The sequence below is a fragment of the Niveispirillum sp. genome, assembly GCF_017996735.1.
Taxonomy (GTDB): Bacteria; Pseudomonadota; Alphaproteobacteria; order Azospirillales; family Azospirillaceae; genus Niveispirillum.
This window is the reverse complement of record NZ_JAGOGJ010000120.1, coordinates 1-19,357: the sequence shown is the minus strand read 5'-3', so window position 1 is coordinate 19,357 and position 19,357 is coordinate 1. Positions and strand designations below refer to the sequence as shown.

General features: G+C 63.8%; 18 protein-coding genes. 13 read left to right on the top strand and 5 right to left on the bottom strand.

The features are described 5' to 3' along the window. The 7 genes from nuoN to KBA48_RS25850 all read left to right on the top strand — a co-directional run. Window positions 1-1,044, top strand: a 1,044-nt coding sequence (nuoN, locus tag KBA48_RS25880; protein WP_292911581.1) for an NADH-quinone oxidoreductase subunit NuoN, incomplete at its 5' end; no start/stop codon positions are given. A gap of 50 nt (window positions 1,045-1,094) precedes the next feature. Next, a complete protein-coding gene (locus KBA48_RS25875; RefSeq protein WP_292911580.1) occupies window positions 1,095-1,841 on the top strand; it encodes a biotin--[acetyl-CoA-carboxylase] ligase in 747 nt (248 codons plus the stop codon). A gap of 1 nt (window position 1,842) precedes the next feature. Beyond that, window positions 1,843-2,631, top strand: coding sequence for a type III pantothenate kinase (locus KBA48_RS25870; protein WP_292911579.1), 789 nt, complete (start codon window positions 1,843-1,845; stop codon window positions 2,629-2,631). Between the two features lie 12 nt (window positions 2,632-2,643). Beyond that, the gene (locus KBA48_RS25865; RefSeq protein WP_292911578.1) at window positions 2,644-4,329 is read left to right on the top strand and encodes a ribonuclease J; all 1,686 of its coding nucleotides are present in this window, start codon (window positions 2,644-2,646) and stop codon (window positions 4,327-4,329) included. A gap of 96 nt (window positions 4,330-4,425) precedes the next feature. Beyond that, a complete protein-coding gene (gene mce / locus KBA48_RS25860) occupies window positions 4,426-4,830 on the top strand; it encodes a methylmalonyl-CoA epimerase (RefSeq protein ID WP_292911577.1) in 405 nt (134 codons plus the stop codon). 21 nt (window positions 4,831-4,851) lie between these two features. Then, a complete protein-coding gene (locus KBA48_RS25855) occupies window positions 4,852-5,100 on the top strand; it encodes a DUF1467 family protein (RefSeq protein ID WP_292911576.1) in 249 nt (82 codons plus the stop codon). A 98-nt stretch (window positions 5,101-5,198) separates the two neighbouring features. Continuing rightward, window positions 5,199-5,768, top strand: a complete 570-nt coding sequence (locus KBA48_RS25850; RefSeq protein WP_292911575.1) for a DNA-3-methyladenine glycosylase I — start codon at window positions 5,199-5,201, stop codon at window positions 5,766-5,768. A gap of 630 nt (window positions 5,769-6,398) precedes the next feature. Here the strand turns inward: KBA48_RS25850 and KBA48_RS25845 are convergent. Then, window positions 6,399-7,694 (bottom strand): NCS2 family permease, encoded by a 1,296-nt coding sequence (locus KBA48_RS25845; protein WP_292911574.1) that lies wholly within the window; start codon window positions 7,692-7,694, stop codon window positions 6,399-6,401. Window positions 7,695-7,962: 268 nt separating this feature from the next. On the opposite strand from KBA48_RS25845, the gene KBA48_RS25840 reads away from it, so the two are divergent. From KBA48_RS25840 to KBA48_RS25820, 5 genes are all read left to right on the top strand, one after another. Then, window positions 7,963-8,364, top strand: a complete 402-nt coding sequence (locus KBA48_RS25840; protein WP_292911573.1) for a hypothetical protein — start codon at window positions 7,963-7,965, stop codon at window positions 8,362-8,364. A gap of 19 nt (window positions 8,365-8,383) precedes the next feature. Further along, window positions 8,384-10,099: an adenine deaminase gene (gene ade, locus KBA48_RS25835; RefSeq protein WP_292911572.1), complete on the top strand. Its 1,716-nt coding sequence runs from the start codon at window positions 8,384-8,386 to the stop codon at window positions 10,097-10,099. A 50-nt stretch (window positions 10,100-10,149) separates the two neighbouring features. Beyond that, entirely contained in the window at window positions 10,150-10,383 is a 234-nt protein-coding gene (locus tag KBA48_RS25830) for a DUF2188 domain-containing protein (RefSeq protein WP_292911571.1), read from the top strand. Window positions 10,384-10,392: 9 nt separating this feature from the next. Then, window positions 10,393-11,028 carry a hypothetical protein gene (locus tag KBA48_RS25825; protein ID WP_292911570.1) on the top strand — a complete coding sequence of 212 codons (636 nt, stop codon included), beginning with the start codon at window positions 10,393-10,395 and terminating at the stop codon, window positions 11,026-11,028. A gap of 172 nt (window positions 11,029-11,200) precedes the next feature. After that, window positions 11,201-14,518: a sensor histidine kinase gene (locus tag KBA48_RS25820; protein ID WP_292911569.1), complete on the top strand. Its 3,318-nt coding sequence runs from the start codon at window positions 11,201-11,203 to the stop codon at window positions 14,516-14,518. Here the strand turns inward: KBA48_RS25820 and KBA48_RS25815 are convergent. Next, the gene (locus tag KBA48_RS25815) at window positions 14,487-15,590 is read right to left on the bottom strand and encodes a putative zinc-binding peptidase (protein WP_292911568.1); all 1,104 of its coding nucleotides are present in this window, start codon (window positions 15,588-15,590) and stop codon (window positions 14,487-14,489) included. The genes KBA48_RS25820 and KBA48_RS25815 overlap by 32 nt on opposite strands. A 164-nt stretch (window positions 15,591-15,754) precedes the next feature. Between KBA48_RS25815 and proS the strand changes: the two genes are divergently transcribed. Continuing rightward, window positions 15,755-17,059, top strand: coding sequence for a proline--tRNA ligase (gene proS / locus KBA48_RS25810; RefSeq protein ID WP_292911567.1), 1,305 nt, complete (start codon window positions 15,755-15,757; stop codon window positions 17,057-17,059). Window positions 17,060-17,117: 58 nt separating this feature from the next. Here the strand turns inward: proS and fliG are convergent, their stop codons facing one another. The 3 genes from fliG to KBA48_RS25795 all read right to left on the bottom strand — a co-directional run bounded on the left by fliG (window position 17,118) and on the right by KBA48_RS25795 (window position 19,251). After that, window positions 17,118-18,140, bottom strand: a complete 1,023-nt coding sequence (fliG, locus tag KBA48_RS25805) for a flagellar motor switch protein FliG (protein ID WP_094457618.1) — start codon at window positions 18,138-18,140, stop codon at window positions 17,118-17,120. 117 nt (window positions 18,141-18,257) lie between these two features. Further along, window positions 18,258-18,728, bottom strand: a complete 471-nt coding sequence (locus KBA48_RS25800; protein WP_292911566.1) for a hypothetical protein — start codon at window positions 18,726-18,728, stop codon at window positions 18,258-18,260. A 4-nt stretch (window positions 18,729-18,732) separates the two neighbouring features. Further along, on the bottom strand, window positions 18,733-19,251 hold the full coding sequence (locus KBA48_RS25795; RefSeq protein WP_292911565.1) for a hypothetical protein: 519 nt from the start codon (window positions 19,249-19,251) through the stop codon (window positions 18,733-18,735). Window positions 19,252-19,357 lie beyond the last annotated feature (106 nt).

Genomic DNA, 19,357 nt, shown 5'->3' with positions numbered 1-19,357 from the left:
TCGCTGGCGCTCTACGTCATCGCGTCCTTCAAGCGCGATGTGGCCAAGTCGACGGAAGCTGGCCTGAAGTACTTTGTGCTGGGTGCGCTGTCATCGGGTCTGCTGCTCTATGGCTCGTCCCTGGTCTATGGCTTCGCCGGCACCACCAGCTTTGACAAGCTGGCTGCCGTACTGACCGGTGCTGAGGGTGCGCCGTCGGTCGGTGTAATCATCGGCATGGTGTTCGTGGCGTCGGGTCTGGCCTTCAAGATTTCGGCCGTGCCGTTCCATATGTGGACGCCGGACGTCTATGAAGGCGCGCCGACCTCGGTGACGGCCTTCTTCGCCGTGGCCCCGAAGGTGGCGGCCATCACTCTGTTCATGCGTGTCCTGGTTGGCCCGTTCGGCGATCTGGTGATGCAGTGGCAGCAGGTGATCCAGTTCTGCGCCGCCGCCAGCATGATCATCGGTGCCCTGGGCGCCATCCAGCAGAAGAACATCAAACGCCTGATGGCCTACAGCTCAATCGGCCATATCGGCTACGCGCTGGTCGGCCTGTCCGCCGGCTCGGTCGAGGGTGTGCGCGGCGTGCTGATTTACATGGCGATCTATCTGGCCATGAATGTCGGTGTCTTCGCGGTCATCCTGTCGATGCGTCAGTCGGGCCGTGCGGTCGAAGAGGTCGCCGATCTGGCGGGCCTGTCCAAGACCCACCCGATGCTGGCCTTCGCCATGGCCGTGTTCATGTGGTCGCTGGCCGGTGTGCCGCCGGCGGCGGGCTTCTGGGGTAAGTGGGCCGTGTTCCTGCCGGCTGTGCAGGCGGGCCTGTACCCGCTGACCATCATCGGCGTCATCGCGTCGGGCATTAGCTGCTTCTATTATCTGCGTGTCATCAAGGCCATGTACTTTGATGATGTGACGGAGCCGCTGGACCGTCCGACCCCGACCGCCGGTTTTGTGGTCGCCGGTACCGCCCTGTTTGTGTTCCCGGTCTATATCATCTTCCTGTCGCCGATCACCTCCGGTGCGGCCGCTGCCGCCGCTGCCCTGTTCGGGGCCCGGTGACCGGCGTTCCGGCGATGCTGACCGGACAGAACCGATCTGATGAAACGCGGGTGGCCTTGCTGCCCGCGTTTTTTCATCTCCACGTCCTGGAGGAATGCGGCAGCACCAATGACGTGGCCAAGCAGATGGCCGCCGAAGGTGCGCCCGAAGGTACCTTGATCTGGGCCAAGCGCCAGACGGCGGGGCGGGGCCGGCGCGGGCGGGCCTGGAGCAGCGAGCCAGGTAATCTCGCCTGCTCCCTGATCCTACGCCCCGGGCTGCCGCCGGGTCAGGCGGCCCTTACCTCCTTCGTGGCGGCCATTGCGGTGGGGGAGGCGGTGTCGGCCCTGGTGCCGGGCAAGGTCACCCTGAAATGGCCCAATGATGTGCTGGTCGATGGGGCCAAAATCTCCGGTATCCTTTTGGAGTCCGAAGCGGGTCGCGCCGGTTCGGTTGATTGGCTGGTTCTGGGTGTCGGCATCAATGTCCGGCACGCGCCGGAGGAGGCGCTGTATCCGGCCACCGCGTTGCTGACGGCCGGCGCCGATGTCACGGTGGAACAGGTGCTGACCGCCTATGCCACATCGTTCCAGTCCTGGTATCACCGGTTCCTGAGCCAGGGTTTCGCACCGGTCCGCGCGGCCTGGCTGAATGCGGCGCAGGGTCTGGGTGGGGTCGTGACGGTTCGCCTGCATGACGAAACCTTTACGGGCCGCCTGATCGACATGGATGATGACGGCGTGCTGCTGGTCGATGTCGGCGGAACCGTCCGCCGCGTCACGGCGGGCGATGTGTTCTTTCCCAGCGGAAGGAGTTGAGATGCTTCTGGCTATCGATGCCGGCAACACCAATGTCGTCTTCGCCGTCTTTGATGGGAATGAGAAGCGGGCTCATTGGCGCATTTCCACCGACAGCCAGCGCACCGCAGACGAATATGCCGTCTGGCTGGTCACCCTGATGGGCATGAAGGGCATCACACCCGCCGATATCCATGCCGCCATCCTGTCGTCGGTGGTGCCGTCACAGACCTATGCCCTGATCAAGCTGACCGAGGATCATTTCGGATGCACACCGATGCGGGTAGGCGATCCATCGGTTGATCTGGGCCTGGTGGTCAAGCTGCTGAACCCGCGGGAGGCGGGGGCGGACCGTCTGGTCAATGCCGTCTCTGCCGTTGCCTCCTACCCCACGCCCCTGATCGTTATCGATATCGGTACCGGCACCACCTTTGATGTGGTGGATGCGGAAGGCGCCTTTGCCGGTGGCGTCATCGCCCCGGGGCCGGCCCTGTCACTGGATGCGCTGCACCGCGTGGCGGCCCAGTTGCCCAAGGTGGACATCGCCAAGCCGGATGTCGCCATTGGTCGTGGTACTGTGGCCGCCATGCAGTCGGGTATGTTCTGGGGCTATACCGGGATGATCGAAGGCATCCTGAAACGGATCATCGCCGAACTGTCGCCGGACGGGCAGACAAAGGTGACGGTCATCGGCACCGGCGGTCTGGTCCGCCTGTTCGCCGAGGGTACCGACATGATCCACCATATTGATGGGGACCTGACGTTGCGGGGTCTCCGGTTGATCCATGAACGCAACGCTGCTGCCAACTGAAACCAGGACCGAATGACCGAAGCCAAGCATCTGGACACCAAGGATTTCGACCCGAAGGAACTGCATTTTGTCCCCCTGGGTGGGGCGGGCGAGATCGGGATGAATCTGAACCTCTATCACCATCAGGGCAAATGGCTGATGGTCGATCTGGGCGTCAGTTTCGGTGACGAAACGACCCCCGGCGTTGATATTATTCTGCCCGATACCAGCTTTATTGAGGACCGCCGCGGCGATCTTCTGGGTATCGTGGTCACCCATGCGCACGAGGATCACCTGGGGGCCATTCCGCATCTGTGGGAGGATCTGCGCGTTCCGGTCTGGTGTACGCCGTTCACGGCCAGCTTCCTGAAGGCCAAGCTGGTGGAAACGGGCCTGCAGAACAAGGTGCCGATCAATATCATCCCGCTGGGCGGCAAGGTCAGCATCGGTCCTTTCGATCTCGAACTGATCAGCCTGACCCATTCGATCCCCGAGCCCAACGCCTTGGTGATCCGCACCAGCGCCGGAACTGTGCTGCATACGGGCGACTGGAAGCTGGACCCCGATCCCGTCATCGGCCTGCTGGCGGATGAAGAGGCGTTGAAGAAGCTGGGGCGCGAGGGCGTCACGGCCATGATCTGCGACAGCACCAACGCCATGGTGCCGGGCACATCGGGGTCGGAAGCGGCGGTGCAGGAAAGCTTCAAGGAGTTGTTCGGCCGGTTCACCGAGACCCGTATCGCCGTTACCTGCTTTGCCAGCAATGTCGCCCGCCTGCAGTCCATCGCCGTGGCGGCACAGGCCCATGACCGCAAGGTGGCGCTGGCCGGCCGGTCGCTGTGGCGCATCAACGAGGCGGCGCGGGCCAATGGCTACCTGTCCGACCTGCCGCCGTTTTTGACGGAGCGGGAGGCGGGATATGTCCCGCGTGAGAAGCTGGTGGTGATCTGTACCGGGTCGCAGGGGGAGCCGCGCGCGGCGCTGGCTCGTATCGCCAATGATGACCATCCCGATGTGGTTCTGGAACGGGATGATGTCGTCATCTTCTCCGCCCGCGAAATTCCGGGCAATGAGAAGGACATCGCCAAGATCCAGAATGGCCTGATGCGGCTGGGTATCCAGGTCATCACGGCGGATGAGGAATTCGTCCATGTCTCCGGCCATCCGGCACGCGACGAACTGGTGCAGATGTATCAATGGGTGCGGCCGAAGATCGCCGTGCCGGTGCATGGCGAGCATCGCCATCTGACGGTGCATGCCGCCTTGGCGCGGGATTGTCAGGTGCCGGAGGTGGTGGTGCCCGATGATGGCATGGTCATCCGTCTGGGTCCCGGCCCGGCGGCGAACCTGGGCCATGTGCATGCCGGCAAGCTGTGTATCGACGGCAAGCGTATCGTGCCGTTGACCAATATGGCCATGCGGGGCCGCAGCCGTATGGCCCAGGCCGGGGTGTCCATGGTGACCCTGGTCATGACGCCGCGCGGGGAGCTTCTGGCCGATCCGAAGGTCACCGCCATTGGCCTGCTGGAAGAGGATGAGATGGATGAGGAGACGGCGGACCTGATCGCCCGCGTGCGTCTGTCCGTTGAGAACCTGTCCAAGGCCGCCCGTATGGATGATGCCCAGGTGAAGGAGGCAGCCCGTATCGCCATCCGCCGGTCCTTCAGCACCAGCCAGGGGCGCAAGCCCCTGACGGAAGTGCATCTGGTCCGGATCTGAGCGGACGGCATCGTGCCGATTTGTCACGGGTGACGGCGACGTCGCCCGTGATTATTTTCGGGACCGAACAAACGAACCATAAAAGAGGAGAGGGTGATGATTGGCCGTTTGAACCATGTCGCCATTGTCGTACCGGATCTGACCGTGGCGGCGGAAACCTATCGTACCACGCTGGGCGCCACTGTTTCGGCGCCCCTGGATCTGCCGGAACATGGCGTGACCACGGTTTTTGTGGAGCTGCCGAACACCAAGATCGAGCTGTTGCACCCGCTGGGGGAAGGCAGCACCATCGGCAAATTCCTGGCCAATAACGCGTCCGGCGGCATCCACCATGTCTGTTACGAGGTGGAGGACATCATCGCCGCCCGGGACAAGCTGAAGGCCGACGGTCTGCGGGTGCTGGGCGATGGGGAGCCGAAGATTGGCGCCCATGGCAAGCCGGTGCTGTTCCTGCATCCCAAGGATCTGTTCGGCACGCTGGTCGAGATTGAACAGGTCTGACGGTTAGGAAGGATTGAGATCATGGGTTGGGCAACCTGGGCCGCCATCTATTTCACCGTCTGGTGGACCGTTCTGTTCATGGTCCTGCCGTTCGGCCGGAAACAGGAAGGCGATGTCGATGAAGTGGGGCACCAGCCGGGTGCGCCGGCCCGGCCCATGATCATCAAGAAGTTTCTCTGGACCTCCGTCATCTCGGCGGTCCTGGTGCTGCTGGCCTGGGCCAGCGGCCATTTCGGCCTGGTGGATTGGCGGGCCCTGTTCCGGGAATAGGTCCGGATCGGCGCGCGTGGGCACAAAACAAGAACAAACGGCGCGACAGCCGGCGTCATATCGGGTATCTTGTCAACCCTGCAAACCGGGTGGACAAGATGTCTGGCTATTGCGATATGGCGCAGGGGCATGAATGGCATGGCCCCTATCACGACCATGAATATGGCGTGCCCCTGACGGGGGATGATGAGCTGTTTGAACGGCTGATCCTGGAGATCAATCAGGCAGGCCTGTCCTGGCTGACCATCCTGAAGAAACGGGAAAGCTTCCGTGCGGCCTATGCCGGGTTTTCCGTCGACCGGGTGGCCGCCTTCGGTCCCGATGATATCGACCGGCTGCTGGCCGATCCCGGCATCATCCGCAATCGGCTGAAGGTGCAGGCCGCCATCCATAATGCACAGGTGGTTCAGCGTCTGCGGGATAGCCACGGGTCGTTCCATGCCTGGCTGCTGGCCCATCACCCCCGATCCAAGGCGGAATGGATCAAACTGTTCGCCAAGACCTTCCGCTTCACGGGTGGGGAGATCGTGGGCACGTTCCTGATGAATGTCGGTTTTCTGCCCGGCGCCCATCGGGCCGATTGCCCTGCCATGATCGCTATGTCGAATCACGATTTGCCATGGAAACGCGCCATTGCCGCCGGCTTTGCCGGCTATGCCGCCTTTTGATTGGGCAAACGCCTGTTCGGATGGGTGGCAATTGATGATTATCTAGGCATAAATCCAAAAATCGACCAAATAAAAAGGCAAGCCGATAAAATCGGCTTGCCTTCATATTCAGAAAGTTAAAAACTTATCTTGTCGAACGGGGTTGGATCCCTGTTTTGACACCGCCTGGTGGCGATTCCTCCCTAAACTCAGGCCGCGCTGCCTTGCTGGCGCGGTCTTTTCTTTTGTGGGGCGGAGTATAGGCAGGCTGCGGCAACCCGTCACCATCAAAATTCAACGATCACCGCCATCGCACAAAAATGCAGCGCCGACTGTGGCAGCATTGCCACGATTGCATGCATCAAATCGTATGCATGAGCTTGAAACATGGCTCGCGGGCACGGCGTTATAGATCTAGTGCATTGAAATTATTAAATATTCTGGCTTTGATCCGAATTCCTGATCAATTGATCGAGTGTGGCGGTTTACGTCAAGGGAAGCGAAGATGAAATAGCATGCATCAGCCTAAAAAATAATCAATGCTATCGTTGTCATGATTTTGGCTGCCCATTGAATGGGCGTCGATCATGGGCTCAGGCGCCGGGGCCGTCCCGGTGGTAACGGCCCCGATACTGACCCGATCAGAATCGGTCACGCCAGCAGGATAAATTTCAGCAGGAACAGCCCTGCCAGCACCGCCACCACCGGCCCGACATCGCGCCAGCGCCCGGCCAGGACCTTGATGCCGGTGTAGGTGATGAAGCCGATGGCGATGCCATGGGCGATGGAATAGGTCAGCGGCATGGCAATCGCCGTCATAACGGCCGGTGCATAATCGGTGACATCCTCCCAATCCACCTCCGTCAACCCGCGTGCCATCAGGCACGCGATGTAGAGCAGGGCCGGAGCCGTGGCATAGGCGGGGATATTGGCGGCCAGCGGTGCGAAGAACAGGCAGGCCAGGAACAGTACCGCCACCGTCACCGCCGTCAGCCCGCTGCGCCCGCCAACATTGGTGCCAGCCGCACTCTCGATATAGGAGGTGACGGTGGAGGTGCCTAGCGCCGCACCCACGGTCGTCGCCGCCGCATCGGCGAACAGGGCGCGCTTCAGGCGGGGCAGCTTGCCATCCTTGTCCAGCAGCCCGGCCCGATGCGACACACCGATCAGGGTGCCGGCCGTGTCGAACAGATCGACGAAGAAAAAGGCGAAGACTACGGTGATCAGCCCGACGCTGAACGCGCCTTTCAGGTCCATGGCCAGCAATGTCGGGCTGGGGTCGGGCGGCAGGGAGACGATCTGCCCGTTGAAGGGCGAGGCACCGATCCCCATGCCCACGACCGCCACCGTCAGGATGGTCAGGATCACCGATCCCGTCACCTTCCGTGCCGCCAGCGCGCAGAGCAGGATGAAGCCGATGGCGGCCAGAACAGGCTGCGGCCTGGTCAGATCGCCAATGGTGACCAGCGTGACCGGGTGCGCCTTGATCAGGCCGGCATTCTCCAGCGCGATGATGGCCAGGAACAGGCCGATGCCGGAGGATATGGCCAGTTTCAGGGTGCGGGGAATGGCATTCACCACCGCCTCGCGCACGGGCAGAACCGACAGGATGATGAACAGGATGCCCGACAGGAACACGGCCCCCAGCGCCACCTGCCAGGAATAGCCCATCTGCCCCACAACGGTGAACGCGAAATAGGCGTTCAGCCCCATGCCCGGCGCCTGGGCGATGGGGTAATTGGCGTAAAGCCCCATGATGGCCGAGCCGATGGCGGCGGCCACACAGGTGGCGACAAACACCGCCCCATGGTCCATGCCCGCCGCCGACAGGATCTGCGGGTTGACGAAGATGATATAGGCCATGGTCAAAAAGGTGGTGAGCCCGGCCAGCAGCTCCGTCCGGACATCACTGCCCAGTTCTTTCAGCTTGAAGTAGGATGTCAGCATCTGTGCGGCGCCCTTTGCGGCGAAAGGGAAGGGGAAGGAAATGCCAGTATTCCTTGAAAAAGTCTTGGGAGCCATAGGGTTGATGGGGCTTTTCGCGGGTGCGGCGGGGCTGGTGCGCGGCTTTCCTTCACCCTCCCAAGCCCTGACAGGCTTGGGCCCCTCCCTCTCCCGCAAGCGGGCGAGGGGCGGATTGTACGCAACGTCCTTTTTCGCACCTCGCCCACGAAGTGGGAGAGGGAGGGGCCCGTTGGCGCCAGCCAATGGGAGGGTGAGGGCCATCGCCACCCTGCTCGTGTTGCTCACCCTTCCCGCCGCCGCCCAGACAGACGCCCCCACCATCCGCATCGACCCCGCCGCCTGCCGCTATGTCGCCCGTCATCAGCCCAGTGCCGATGTGGAGTACAAGCCCGGCGTCGATGTGCATGGCGATGCGGTGGCGCCCGCCGATCTGCCCGACGGCTATGCCATCGAACTGCCGAAAAGCATCGATATTGCCATTACGTCCGATATCGCGCGGCGCTTCGGGATCGCTACAAATAACCTCTACCGGGGGGAGGCGCAGATCGGTACCGTAACGCTGCAGGGCAATCAGGTCCTGTTCAACGGCAAGCCGATGCAGTCGGCGGCCGAGGCCGACCTGATCGCACTCTGCGCCAAGACCCCGCATTGATCACGTAAGGACCGCCACCATGGACCGCGCCGCCGCCAAAGCCATCCTGAAACAGCGGATCGATCAGGCCATGGGGCGCAACCGCGCCGATCTGGTGATCAAGAATGTGCGGCTGCTGAACGTGGCAACCGGGTCCATCGATGAAACCGACATCGCCATCTGTGGCGATACCATCGTCGGCACCTATGACCGTTATGACGGGGTCGTGGAGATCGACGGCAAGGGCCGCTTTGCCGTGCCGGGCTTCATCGACACGCATGTGCATTGTGAAAGCACGCTGGTCGCGCCATCGGAATTCGACCGCTGTGTCCTGCCGCGCGGCACCACGACGGCCATCTGTGATCCGCATGAGATCTGCAATGTGCTGGGGGAGACGGGGCTGCAATATTTCCTGGATTCGGCCCTGACCACGGCCCTGGATCTGCGGGTGCAGCTATCGTCCTGTGTGCCGGCCACGCATCTGGAAACGGCGGGCGCGCGGTTGAAGGCCGATGATCTGGCCCGCCACCGCCACCATCCCAAGGTCATCGGTCTGGCCGAATTCATGAACTTCCCCGGCGTGCTGTGGAAGGATGAGGAGACGCTGGACAAGCTGGCGGAATTCTATGGCGCGCATATTGACGGGCACTCGCCCCTGGTCACCGGCAAGGAACTGAACGCCTATCTTTCCTGCGGCATCCGCAATTGCCATGAATGCACGTCGCAGGCCGAGGCGCGGGAGAAGATCGCCAAGGGCATGCAGGTGCTGATCCGCGATGGCTCCGTCTCCAAGGATGTGGACGCGCTGTCCGGCCTGATCGACCCGGTGACCAGCCCCTTCCTGGCGTTTTGCACGGATGATCGCAACCCGCTGGATATTGCGGAGGAAGGGCATCTGGATCATCTGATCCGCCGCGCCATTGCGAACGGGGCCGATATCGCTGCCACCTATCGCACGGCCACATGGTCGGCGGCGCGCGGTTTCGGGCTGAAGGATCGCGGGCTGGTGGCGCCCGGCTATCTGGCGGATATCGTGCTGCTGGACGATCTGGCGCAATGCACGGTCAGTCAGGTGATCCGCGCCGGCAAGCCGGTATCACCCGACACCTTCGCCGGCCGCACCTCCCCGCTGCCCGTGGGCCTGAACTCCATCAAGCGCGACCGAATCGTGGCCGAAGACCTCGCCATTCCGGCCAGTGGCCCCGGCACCCCCGTCATTGGCGTGCTGCCCAACAAGATCATTACCGAGGCTTTGCAGGCCACCGTCCCCTATCGCAACGGCCGCCGCCACGCCGACCCGGAAAACGACATCCTGAAGATCGTGGTCGTCGAACGTCACGGCTTCACCCGCAATATCGGCAAGGGCTTCGTGAAGGGCTTCGGCATCCGGTCGGGCGCGCTGGCCAGTTCTGTCGGCCATGACAGCCATAATATCTGCGCCGTCGGTTCCAGCGACACCGACATGGTGGTCGCCATCAACCGCCTGATCGAGATCGGGGGCGGCTTCGTGGCCGTGAAGGACGGTGCGATCGTCGGCGAACTGGCCCTGCCGGTGGCCGGCCTGATGAGCCTGAAACCGTTCGAGGCGGTGGAACACGAGCTGGAGGCGCTCCGCGCATCCGTCAAGGCCCTGGGCTGCCCGTTGGCCGAACCCTTCCTGCAACTGGCCTTCCTGCCCTTGCCGGTGATCCCGCACCTGAAGATCACCGATATGGGGCTGGTGGATGTGGACCGGTTTGAACTGGTGGCAGCGTGATTGTATGTTAAAGTTCGCTTGAAAACGCCCTGTGGTATGGGAGGTTTACCATGACGCGGAACAGCAAGCATGTCGTTCCCAGCCCGGATGGCGGCTGGAGCGTGCGGGCCGCTGGTGCTGTACGCGCGTCCCGACGCTTTGACACACAGGACGAAGCGATTCAGTATGGGCGTGATCTGGCAAAGAGAAATCATGCCGAATTTTACATTCATGACCGTAATGGTATGATCCGGGAGAAAAGGAGCTATGGGAATGACCCATTCCCGCCCCGCGACAAAAGATGAATGGCACTCATGGGCTTTGAGAAAAATGTCTTCATAAATTATCCCTTTGACGATGAGTATAAAGGCCTGCTGCGGTCCCTCCTTTTTTCAATCATTGATATGGGATTTGAACCCCGGATTGCTTTGGAAAGCCTGAATTCAGGTGAGGCGCGGATTGAGAAGATAATAAAAATTATCCAGCAATCGCAGTTTGCTATCCATGATCTTTCCCGAATTAAATCAAAAGGCGTCGGCGAATTCTACCGGATGAATATGCCGTTTGAGCTTGGTTTGGATATTGGATGCCAGCGTTTCAAAGGCGACAAATGGTCGAACAAGAAATGTCTGATTCTTGAGACGGAACGGTACAGGTATCAGGCCGCTCTGTCCGATCTGTCGAATTCCGACATAGCCGTTCACAATGACGACCCTGCCGCCGCCGTTCGGGAGGTGCGCAACTGGCTTTCCACGCAAGCCAAGGTCAAGGTGCCGGGTCCCACACATATTTTTGGTCGCTTCACCGATTTCGTGACCGATCATTCCAATGACCTGGAGGCCTCCGGTCACTCGACGAAGGATATCGAAAGCTACCCGATTCCCCATCTTATCGATGATATGAGACAGTGGGTGTCTTCCAACCCATGGAGCATGCCCAACAAAGCGTGATGTCCGTCTGTGCGCCCTGGCTTTTGGGGACAGGCCGGCCGGTACCCCCGCCCGCCAAGGTTGATTTCCCAAGCACGCGCGGACTTGCTATGCTGCGCCACCTCCCACCCCGCGCGTGATGATGCCAGTCCTGATCCCAACCCTCCGGCCGTCCCGTCGCGCCCCCTTCAACTTGCGTGGCTGCGGTGCCGCTGCCCTGCTGGCCTTGTCGCTGCTGCTCCCGCAAACGGCGCCGGCCGCCGACTGGTCGGCCTTTTCCGAGCCGTTATTCGAGAGGCTGGGGCGGGAGCAGGGGTTGCCCAACGATGTGGTGGGCGCCATCGTGCAGGATCGGGCGGGGTTCATCTGGTTCGGCACCGGCGGCGGGCTGGCCCGCTATGACGGGCACCGGTTCCGGCACTATACCAGCGACCCCGGTGACCCGGGCAGCCTGCCCGACAGTTATGTCACCGCCCTGCATGTCGATCCCACGGGCGTGCTGTGGGTGGGCACCAATGCCGGGGGACTGGCGCAGTATGATGCTGCGGCCGACCGGTTTGTGCGTGCCAATGAAGGGCTGCAGAATCTGTCGATCCTGTCCATCCTGACCGATGCGCAGGGGCGGCTGTGGACGGGAACGGTGGGCGGGGTGCATGTGCGCGACCCGGCCACGGGTGCCAACCGCTTCTACACACGGCGCGGGCCGGAACCGGACAGCACGGTGCTGGACCAGATCCGCGACATGGTGGAATTGCCCGATGGCGGCCTGCTGCTGGCCAGCGGGCGCGGGCTGGTGCGGTTCGACCCGTCGGGTGATCTGGGCACGCCCGTCTCCCTGGGCGGTACCGTCCCGGCCGATGCGCCGATCCAGGGGCTGCTGCGCGATGGCAAAGGCCGGCTTTGGGTGACGGGGGAGTTTCCCGGTGTCGCCATGTGGGACCCGGCCACGGGGGAACAGAAACTGTTCCCCCTGCTGGGCGAAGGCGACCCGGTCGCGGCACCGGTCGCCAAACATGCGCTGGCTGAACTGTCGCCCGACCGTATCGTGATCGGCACGCAAGGGGCGGGTCTGGCGGAACTGGATGTCGTGACGGGCACGGTGGTGGTGCGCCGCAACGACCCGACCCTGTCCAGTTCCCTGGTGGCCAGCGATGTGCGTTCCCTGCTGGTCGACCGGTCGGGCATTCTGTGGGTGGGGACCTGGGGCGGCGGCGTTTGCCGGCGCAATCCGCAGACGCAGGCCGTGCTGTCGGTTCCGGCCTCCCATATCCGTGCCGACCGCCTGTCCGATCCGCAGGTGCGCAGCCTGATGCTGGCTCCCGACGGGCGGTTATGGGCGGGGTTGCAGGCCAACGGCATCGACATCCTGAACCCGGCCACGGGCACGCGCGACGGCATCCGGCCGGCAAGCGGCGGCCTGCCCGATGGCGCCGTCCTGGCACTGGAAACCGGTCCCGACGGCACCGTCTTTATCGGCACGCAGCGCGGTCTGTTCCGCCACCGGCCTGGTGCCGCGCGGGTGGAGCCGCTGCCCTTGCCGCCGCCAGCGCCGAATGCCGCCGTCTGGTTCCTGATGCGTCAGGGCGACATGCTGTGGATGGCGGCCGACGGGCTGATCTCCCTGGACCTGACCAGCGGTGCCGTGAAGGCCGACCGGTCCAGGCTGGGCGATGCGCGGTCGCTGATCGACAACCGGCTGCGGGTGCTGGCGCCGGGGCCCGATGGCGGGCTGTGGGTAGGGGGCAATGCCGGTCTGCATTACCGCGATCCCGCCGGCGGGTTTCAGCGTATCCGCAACGACCCGGCCGATCCGGCCTCGCTTTCGCATAATTTCATCACCGCCATCCTGACCGATGCCAAGGGCCGCGTCTGGGTCGGCACCCTGGGCGGTGGTCTGAACATTCTGGAAGCCGGGTGGAAGCCGGGGCAGCCGCCCAGGTTCCGCCGCCTGGGTCTGGGCGATGGCTTGCCCACGCTGCTGATCAACGCGTTGCGACAGGATGCGGCGGGCCGCATCTGGGCGTCCACCGATGCCGGGCTGGCCGTGATCAACGGCGATGATCTGTCGGTGCAGGTGCTGGGCCGCCCGGACGGGGTGGGCGTGGGCAGTTTCTGGGCAAATTCCGTCACCATGGATGGTGAGGGACAGATGATGTTCGGCGGCCGTGACGGTCTGGTCGTGGTACGGCCGGACCGGCTGGACGCCTGGCGGACGCTGGCCCCCACGGTCGTGACCGAGTTGCGCGTGGATGGCAAGCCGGTGCCGTCCGATCCCTACAACCTGCCGGTCCCGCCCACCTTGAACCTGCTGCCGGATCAGCGGTCGCTGTCGGTGGAATTCGCAGCCCTGGATTACACGGCGCCGGATCGCACACGGTTCCTCTACCGCCTGGACGGGTTCGAGGAACAATGGTCGGCGGGCGACGGCAGTCACCGCCACGTCGCCTATGCCAACCTGTCGCCCGGATCCTACCGCCTGCAGGTGCGGGGCAGCAACCGCGCCGGCCTGTTCGCCGACCGGGCGCTGGTGGTGCCGGTGACGGTGCTGCCCGCCTGGTATCAGACATGGTGGTTCCGGGGGCTGGTCCTGCTGGCGCTGCTGGCGGCCACCTGGGGCGCGGTGCAGTTGCGCACCCTGTCGCTGCGCCGCCGGCAACGGGAGCTGGAACGCGAGGTGGCGGAGCGGACGGAGGTCATCGCCCGGCAGAAGGATGCGCTGGCCGGCGCGCTGGAGGATCTGCGCGCCACCCAGGACCGGCTGGTGCAGGAGGAAAAACTGGCCAGCCTGGGCCGCCTGGTCTCCGGCGTGGCGCATGAACTGAACACGCCGCTGGGCGTGGCCATCACCACCTCCACCTTCCTGACGGAGGAGATGGCGGGCCTGTCGGGCCAGGTGGAGGCCAAGGCATTGACGCGCACGGCCCTGTCCGACTTCCTGGCCACGGGGCGGGAGGCGATGGGCGTGCTGCAGGCCAATTTGCAGCGTGCCGCCCGGCTGGTGCAGAGCTTCAAACAGGTGTCGGCAGAGGAATATGCCGGGCCGAAGCAGCGGCAGCGCCTGTCCACCCTGGTGGCCGAGGCCGCGGCCCCGCTTCAGCCCCGGTTCCGCGAGGCGGCGATCACCTTCCATATCGACGGGCAGAAGGACCTGACCGCACTGGTGCAGCCGGGCGCCATGGTCAATGTCCTGACCAACCTGATGCTCAACGCCCTCCAGCATGCCTGGCCGCCGGGGAAGGGGGGGAACTTGACCGTCACCCTGTCTTCCATCGGTGATACGGCCATCATCACCATCGCCGATAACGGGGCCGGTATGGAGGAGGCGGTGCGGGTCAAGGCCTTCGACCCGTTCTTCACCACCAGCCGGGAGCATGGCGGCACCGGCCTGGGCCTGCATATCGTGCATAATCTGGTGGCGGGCCCCCTGTCCGGGACCATCATCCTGGAAACGGCGCCCGGTCTGGGCAGCCGCTTCGTCATCACCCTGCCGGGGATGGCGCAGGCCGCGTGACGGTATCCCCCCGGACCAGGGCGTGGATGAAGCCCAGCTTGCGCCGCACCGGGTCCGGCAGGGTGAAGGGATAGGGATCGGCGGTCCCCATGGACCGGTTCAGCATGTTCAGCGCCACGGTCAGCGGCACCCAGGCCGACAGCAGGCGCGCCGGGTTGCGCACGCGATAGGGATCAAAATCGACCGCGGCCGACAATTCGCCCTCCTCATCCACCGCCGGTTCCACCCGCATGCCCAGCGATGCCGCCGTTTCCAGCGTGTCGACCATATGCAGGTAATGCGCCCAGCTTTCCGCCCAATCCTCCCACGGGTGCATGGTGGCATAGGCGGAGACGTGGGTTTCCTGCCACCCTTCCGGCGGGCCATCGTGATGATGCCGGTCCAGGGCCGCCGCGTAATCCAGCCTTTCATCGCCGAACAGCGCACGGAAAGGTTCCAGCGCTGCGTCGTCATCCCGGACCAGCAGGTCCCAGTAATAATGCCCCACCTCGTGCCGGAAATGACCCAGCAGGGTGCGGTAGGGTTCCCCCATCGCGACGCGGGTCCGTTCGCGGACGGCGTCGTCGGCCTCTTTCAACGCGATGGTGACAACCCCGTCTGCGTGCCCCGTCATCACGCGATCCTTGGAACCCGGATTATCGGCCAGGAAGTCGAAGACCAGCGGCTGTGGGTGACTGTCCCCCGGCGCGGGGCAAGATAGGCCCAGCCGGTGGATGGCGTGGAAAAGCCGGCGCTTCGCCCGCTCGATCTTCTGCCATTGCTCGTGGCGGACCGGGTCGGTCAGGTCGGGCACGGTGCGGTTATGACGACAGGCGGGACAGAAGGCGGGTGCATCCCCTGTCCCGTCACCGGCCGGAACCAGCCAGTTGCAGGCGCTCAACTCCCAGTTCCGGCAGAACCGCCATAGGGCCCCGTTCTCCAGCCCGGCCTCCCGCCAGGCACCGCCATCGGCCACCAGCGCCAGCATGCGTTCCTGCTCCGGCAGATATCCCACATGATGGCCGCAGCGCAGGCAGGCCGTATTCTCGAAATGCAGCGCCTGTCCGCAGCATTGGCAGGGGAAGAGTTTCATCGCGTCCTCGTGGCGGGTCCGTCGGGGCGGGCTGCTCTGGCAACGCCGGCGAAGGCCGTGCGGTTCCAAGCAAACCGGCCCAGCGCGCCGCCACCCTTGCCGCCGGCCCGTTCTGCCCATAAAGTCCGGCGCATCGTCACTCCAATCCCGTGAGTTCCTCTCCCATGCGTATGTCCAGCTACTTCCTGCCCACGCTGAAGGAAACGCCGTCGGAGGCGCAGATCGTCAGCCATCGCCTGATGCTGCGGGCCGGCATGATCCGCCAGACCTCGGCCGGCATCTATGCCTGGCTGCCGCTGGGCTGGAAGGTGCTGCAGAAGGTCAGCCAGATCGTGCGGGAGGAACAGGACCGCGCCGGCGCGCAGGAACTGCTGATGCCGACCATCCAGTCGGCCGACCTGTGGAAGCAGTCGGGCCGGTACGAGGCCTATGGTAAGGAGATGCTGCGCATCACCGACCGCCATGACCGCGAGATGCTGTTCGGCCCCACGAATGAGGAGATGATCACCGACATCTTCAAGACCTTCGTGAAGTCCTACAAGGACCTGCCGCGGAACCTGTACCACATCCAGTGGAAGTTCCGGGACGAGGTGCGGCCCCGGTTCGGCGTGATGCGCGGCCGCGAATTCCTGATGAAGGACAATTACTCCTTCGATCTGGATGCGGAGGGCGCGCGCCTGTCGTACCGCAAGATGTTCCTGGCGTATCTGCGCACCTTTGCCCGCATGGGCATCAAGGCCATCCCGATGCGCGCCGATACCGGCCCCATCGGCGGTGACCTGTCCCATGAATTCATCATCCTGGCCGACACGGGCGAAAGCCAGGTGTTCTGCGACAAGGCCTGGCTGGACATGGACGTGCTGGCCGACAATCCGGACGCCAATGGCGACCTGAAGGATTTCTTCGCCAAGTACACCGGCATCTATGCCGCCACCGAGGAAATGCACGACGCCGAAAAGGCGCCGGCCGATCTGGTCACCGCGCGCGGGATCGAGGTGGGGCACATCTTCTATTTCGGCACCAAGTACTCCGCCCCCATGGGGGCGGTGGTGACCGGCCCCGACGGGCAGCCGGTGACGGTGGAGATGGGGTCCTACGGTATCGGTGTGTCCCGCGTCGTGGCCGCATTGATCGAGGCCAGCCATGATGATGCCGGCATCATCTGGCCCGATCAGGTGGCGCCCTTCAAGGTGGCCCTGATCAACCTGAAGGCCGATGACGAGGCCTGCCGCAGCACCTGTGACGGTCTTTATGCCCGCCTGCAGGAAGCCGGCGTCGATGTGATCTATGACGACCGTAACGAGCGGCCGGGTGCAAAGTTCGCCGACATGGACCTGATCGGCATCCCCTGGCAACTGACCATCGGTCCGCGCGGCCTGAAAGCCGGCACGGTGGAACTGAAGCGCCGCGCGACGGGTGAGAAGCTGGAACTGCCGCTGGAAGAAGCGCTGGCCAAGGTGACGGCGTAAAATAAAACGGTCGGTCGGGCGGCGGGTTTTCCCCCGCCCGCCAACCGGCCAAGGGTGATCAGTAAACCAGTTCGTCCTCGCCCTTGCCGCTGGCGATGACGATTTCGCCACGGGCGGCCATGTCCTTGGTCAACTGCACCATGTACATCTGCGCCTCGTCCACGTCGCGCAGGCGGACGGGGCCCATGGCGCCCATGTCCTCGCGCATGATCTTGGCGGCGCGTTCCGACATGTTGGTGAAGAACAGGTCCTTCAGCGTGTCCGACGCCCCCTTCAGGGCTGTGGCCAGCTTCTGCTTGTCGACTGAACGCAACAGGGTCTGAATGCCGCTGGGGTCCAGCTTGGACAGATCTTCGAACGTGAACATCAGGGCGCGGATACGTTCGGCGCTGTCACGGTTGCGTTCTTCCAGGGCCGCGATGAAGCGGCTTTCGGTATTGCGGTCGAAGCTGTTGAAGATTTCTGCCATCATCTCGTGCGCGTCGCGGCGGTTGGTGCGGGCCAGGTTCGACATGAATTCGGTGCGCAGCGTGCGCTCGATATCGTCGATGACTTCCTTCTGCACCGCTTCCATGCGCAGCATGCGCATGATGACTTCCATCGCAAAGCTTTCGGGCAGAAGCTGAAGCACGCGGCCGGCATGGTCGCCCTTGATCTTGGACATGATCACGGCGACGGTCTGCGGATATTCGTTCTTCAGGTAGTTGGCCAGCACCTGCTCGTTCACATTGGTCAGCTTGTCCCACATGGTTCGGCCGGCGGGACCACGGATTTCCTCCATGATCTGGTCGACCTTGTCCTTGGGCAGGACCTTGGTCAGCAGGCGTTCGGTGCTGTCGAACGAACCGACCAGCGAGCCGGTGGAACTGATCTGTTCGGCGAACTCCACGAACAGGCGTTCAACGAGGTTGGAACTGACCGAGCCCAGATTGGCCATGGTCTGCGACAGTTCCTTGATCTCGTCATCGCCCATCAGGGCGAACAGCTTGGATGCGATTTCCTCGCCCAGGGCCAGCATCAGGATGGAGGCTTTCTCCGGCCCCGTCAGGCCACGATAATCCTCACGAACGCGCATCGCCATGGCGGCCACTCCAACCCTACGAAAACCGGCACCGACAGGCCGGCCATATCACCTTCGGCGGAATCTAGCACAGCGATTCGCCAAGGTGAATCCGTCACGTAAACGAAAGAGTATTGGTTACGGCCCCCCGGCCAGGGCGCGGCGGCGTTCTTCCCAGGCCACTTCGTCCGCGATGGGTGCAAAGGGCACCCGGGGTAGCTCGTTACGCAGGCCGGGACAGTCGCGCGGCCCGTCATAAGCGCGGCCGACCAGATAACCGACGGTGGACGCGACCCCGGCGCCGGCCAGCCCCTTGGCGGCCGTCGTCACGTTACTGTCGCTGTCATTTCCCAATGCCATGCCGGCCATCATGCCGACCGCCGCCCCGATCCAGGTTCCGGCCTTTGCACCCGTCTGGTCGCGGCCCGTGCAGGGTTGTGGCAGCGCCTCACGCAGGCGCAGATCGGCATCGTCCAGCGAGACGACCTGACCGGGCAAGGGTTGGGCGCCGGGCAGGGGTTTGAAGGTGTTGACCGCCGGGTCGGCGGCAAAGGCAGGCGGAAAGGCCAGCAGGCAGAGGATCGACGCTGCCAGTCCACCCGCCTTCATGATGTCACCGGCGTCCGTCCCAGAATTCCAGCGGGGCCGATACCGACGGCGCGCCCAGGATGTTGCCGCCATATTTGTGGCGCAGGAAGCTCTCGTTATAGTTCAGGCGCGGCGTTCCGGAGACATAGCCATAGGGCGTGTAGTAGCCGCGATTGTTGGAATAGAACGGTTCGGCGTCATAACCGATCTGACCGTCGCCCAGCAGTTGGTTCGACCGGCGGGCGCCGTAACCATTGCTGAAGGTCGGCATATTGCCGCTGACCGACAGGCTGAACCCGTCGGGCGTGCGGGGCGTGCCCTGCCCGGACAGGGCCAGGGCGGCGGCCACGCTGGCCTCCGTTCCCGGTCGGGCATAGGACTGGGCGGCGGCCCGTTCACCAGGCGTCACCTCACGGGTGATGGGCTTGAACGTGTTCACGGGCTTGCCCGCCTCTTCCGCCAGGGCCGGTGCCGAGATCGGCAGGGCCACCAGCAGGGCGGCGATGCCGGTGGCACGGGCATGACGGGTGAAAGCGTTACGCATCGGAACAATCTCCACTGCCGGGGCGGGGCATGTCTGTGAACAGGGCCGGCGCCGCAATCGGGGGAACGGGGCCGCCCCATGGGCGCCCGCATCATGTCCCTAAGGT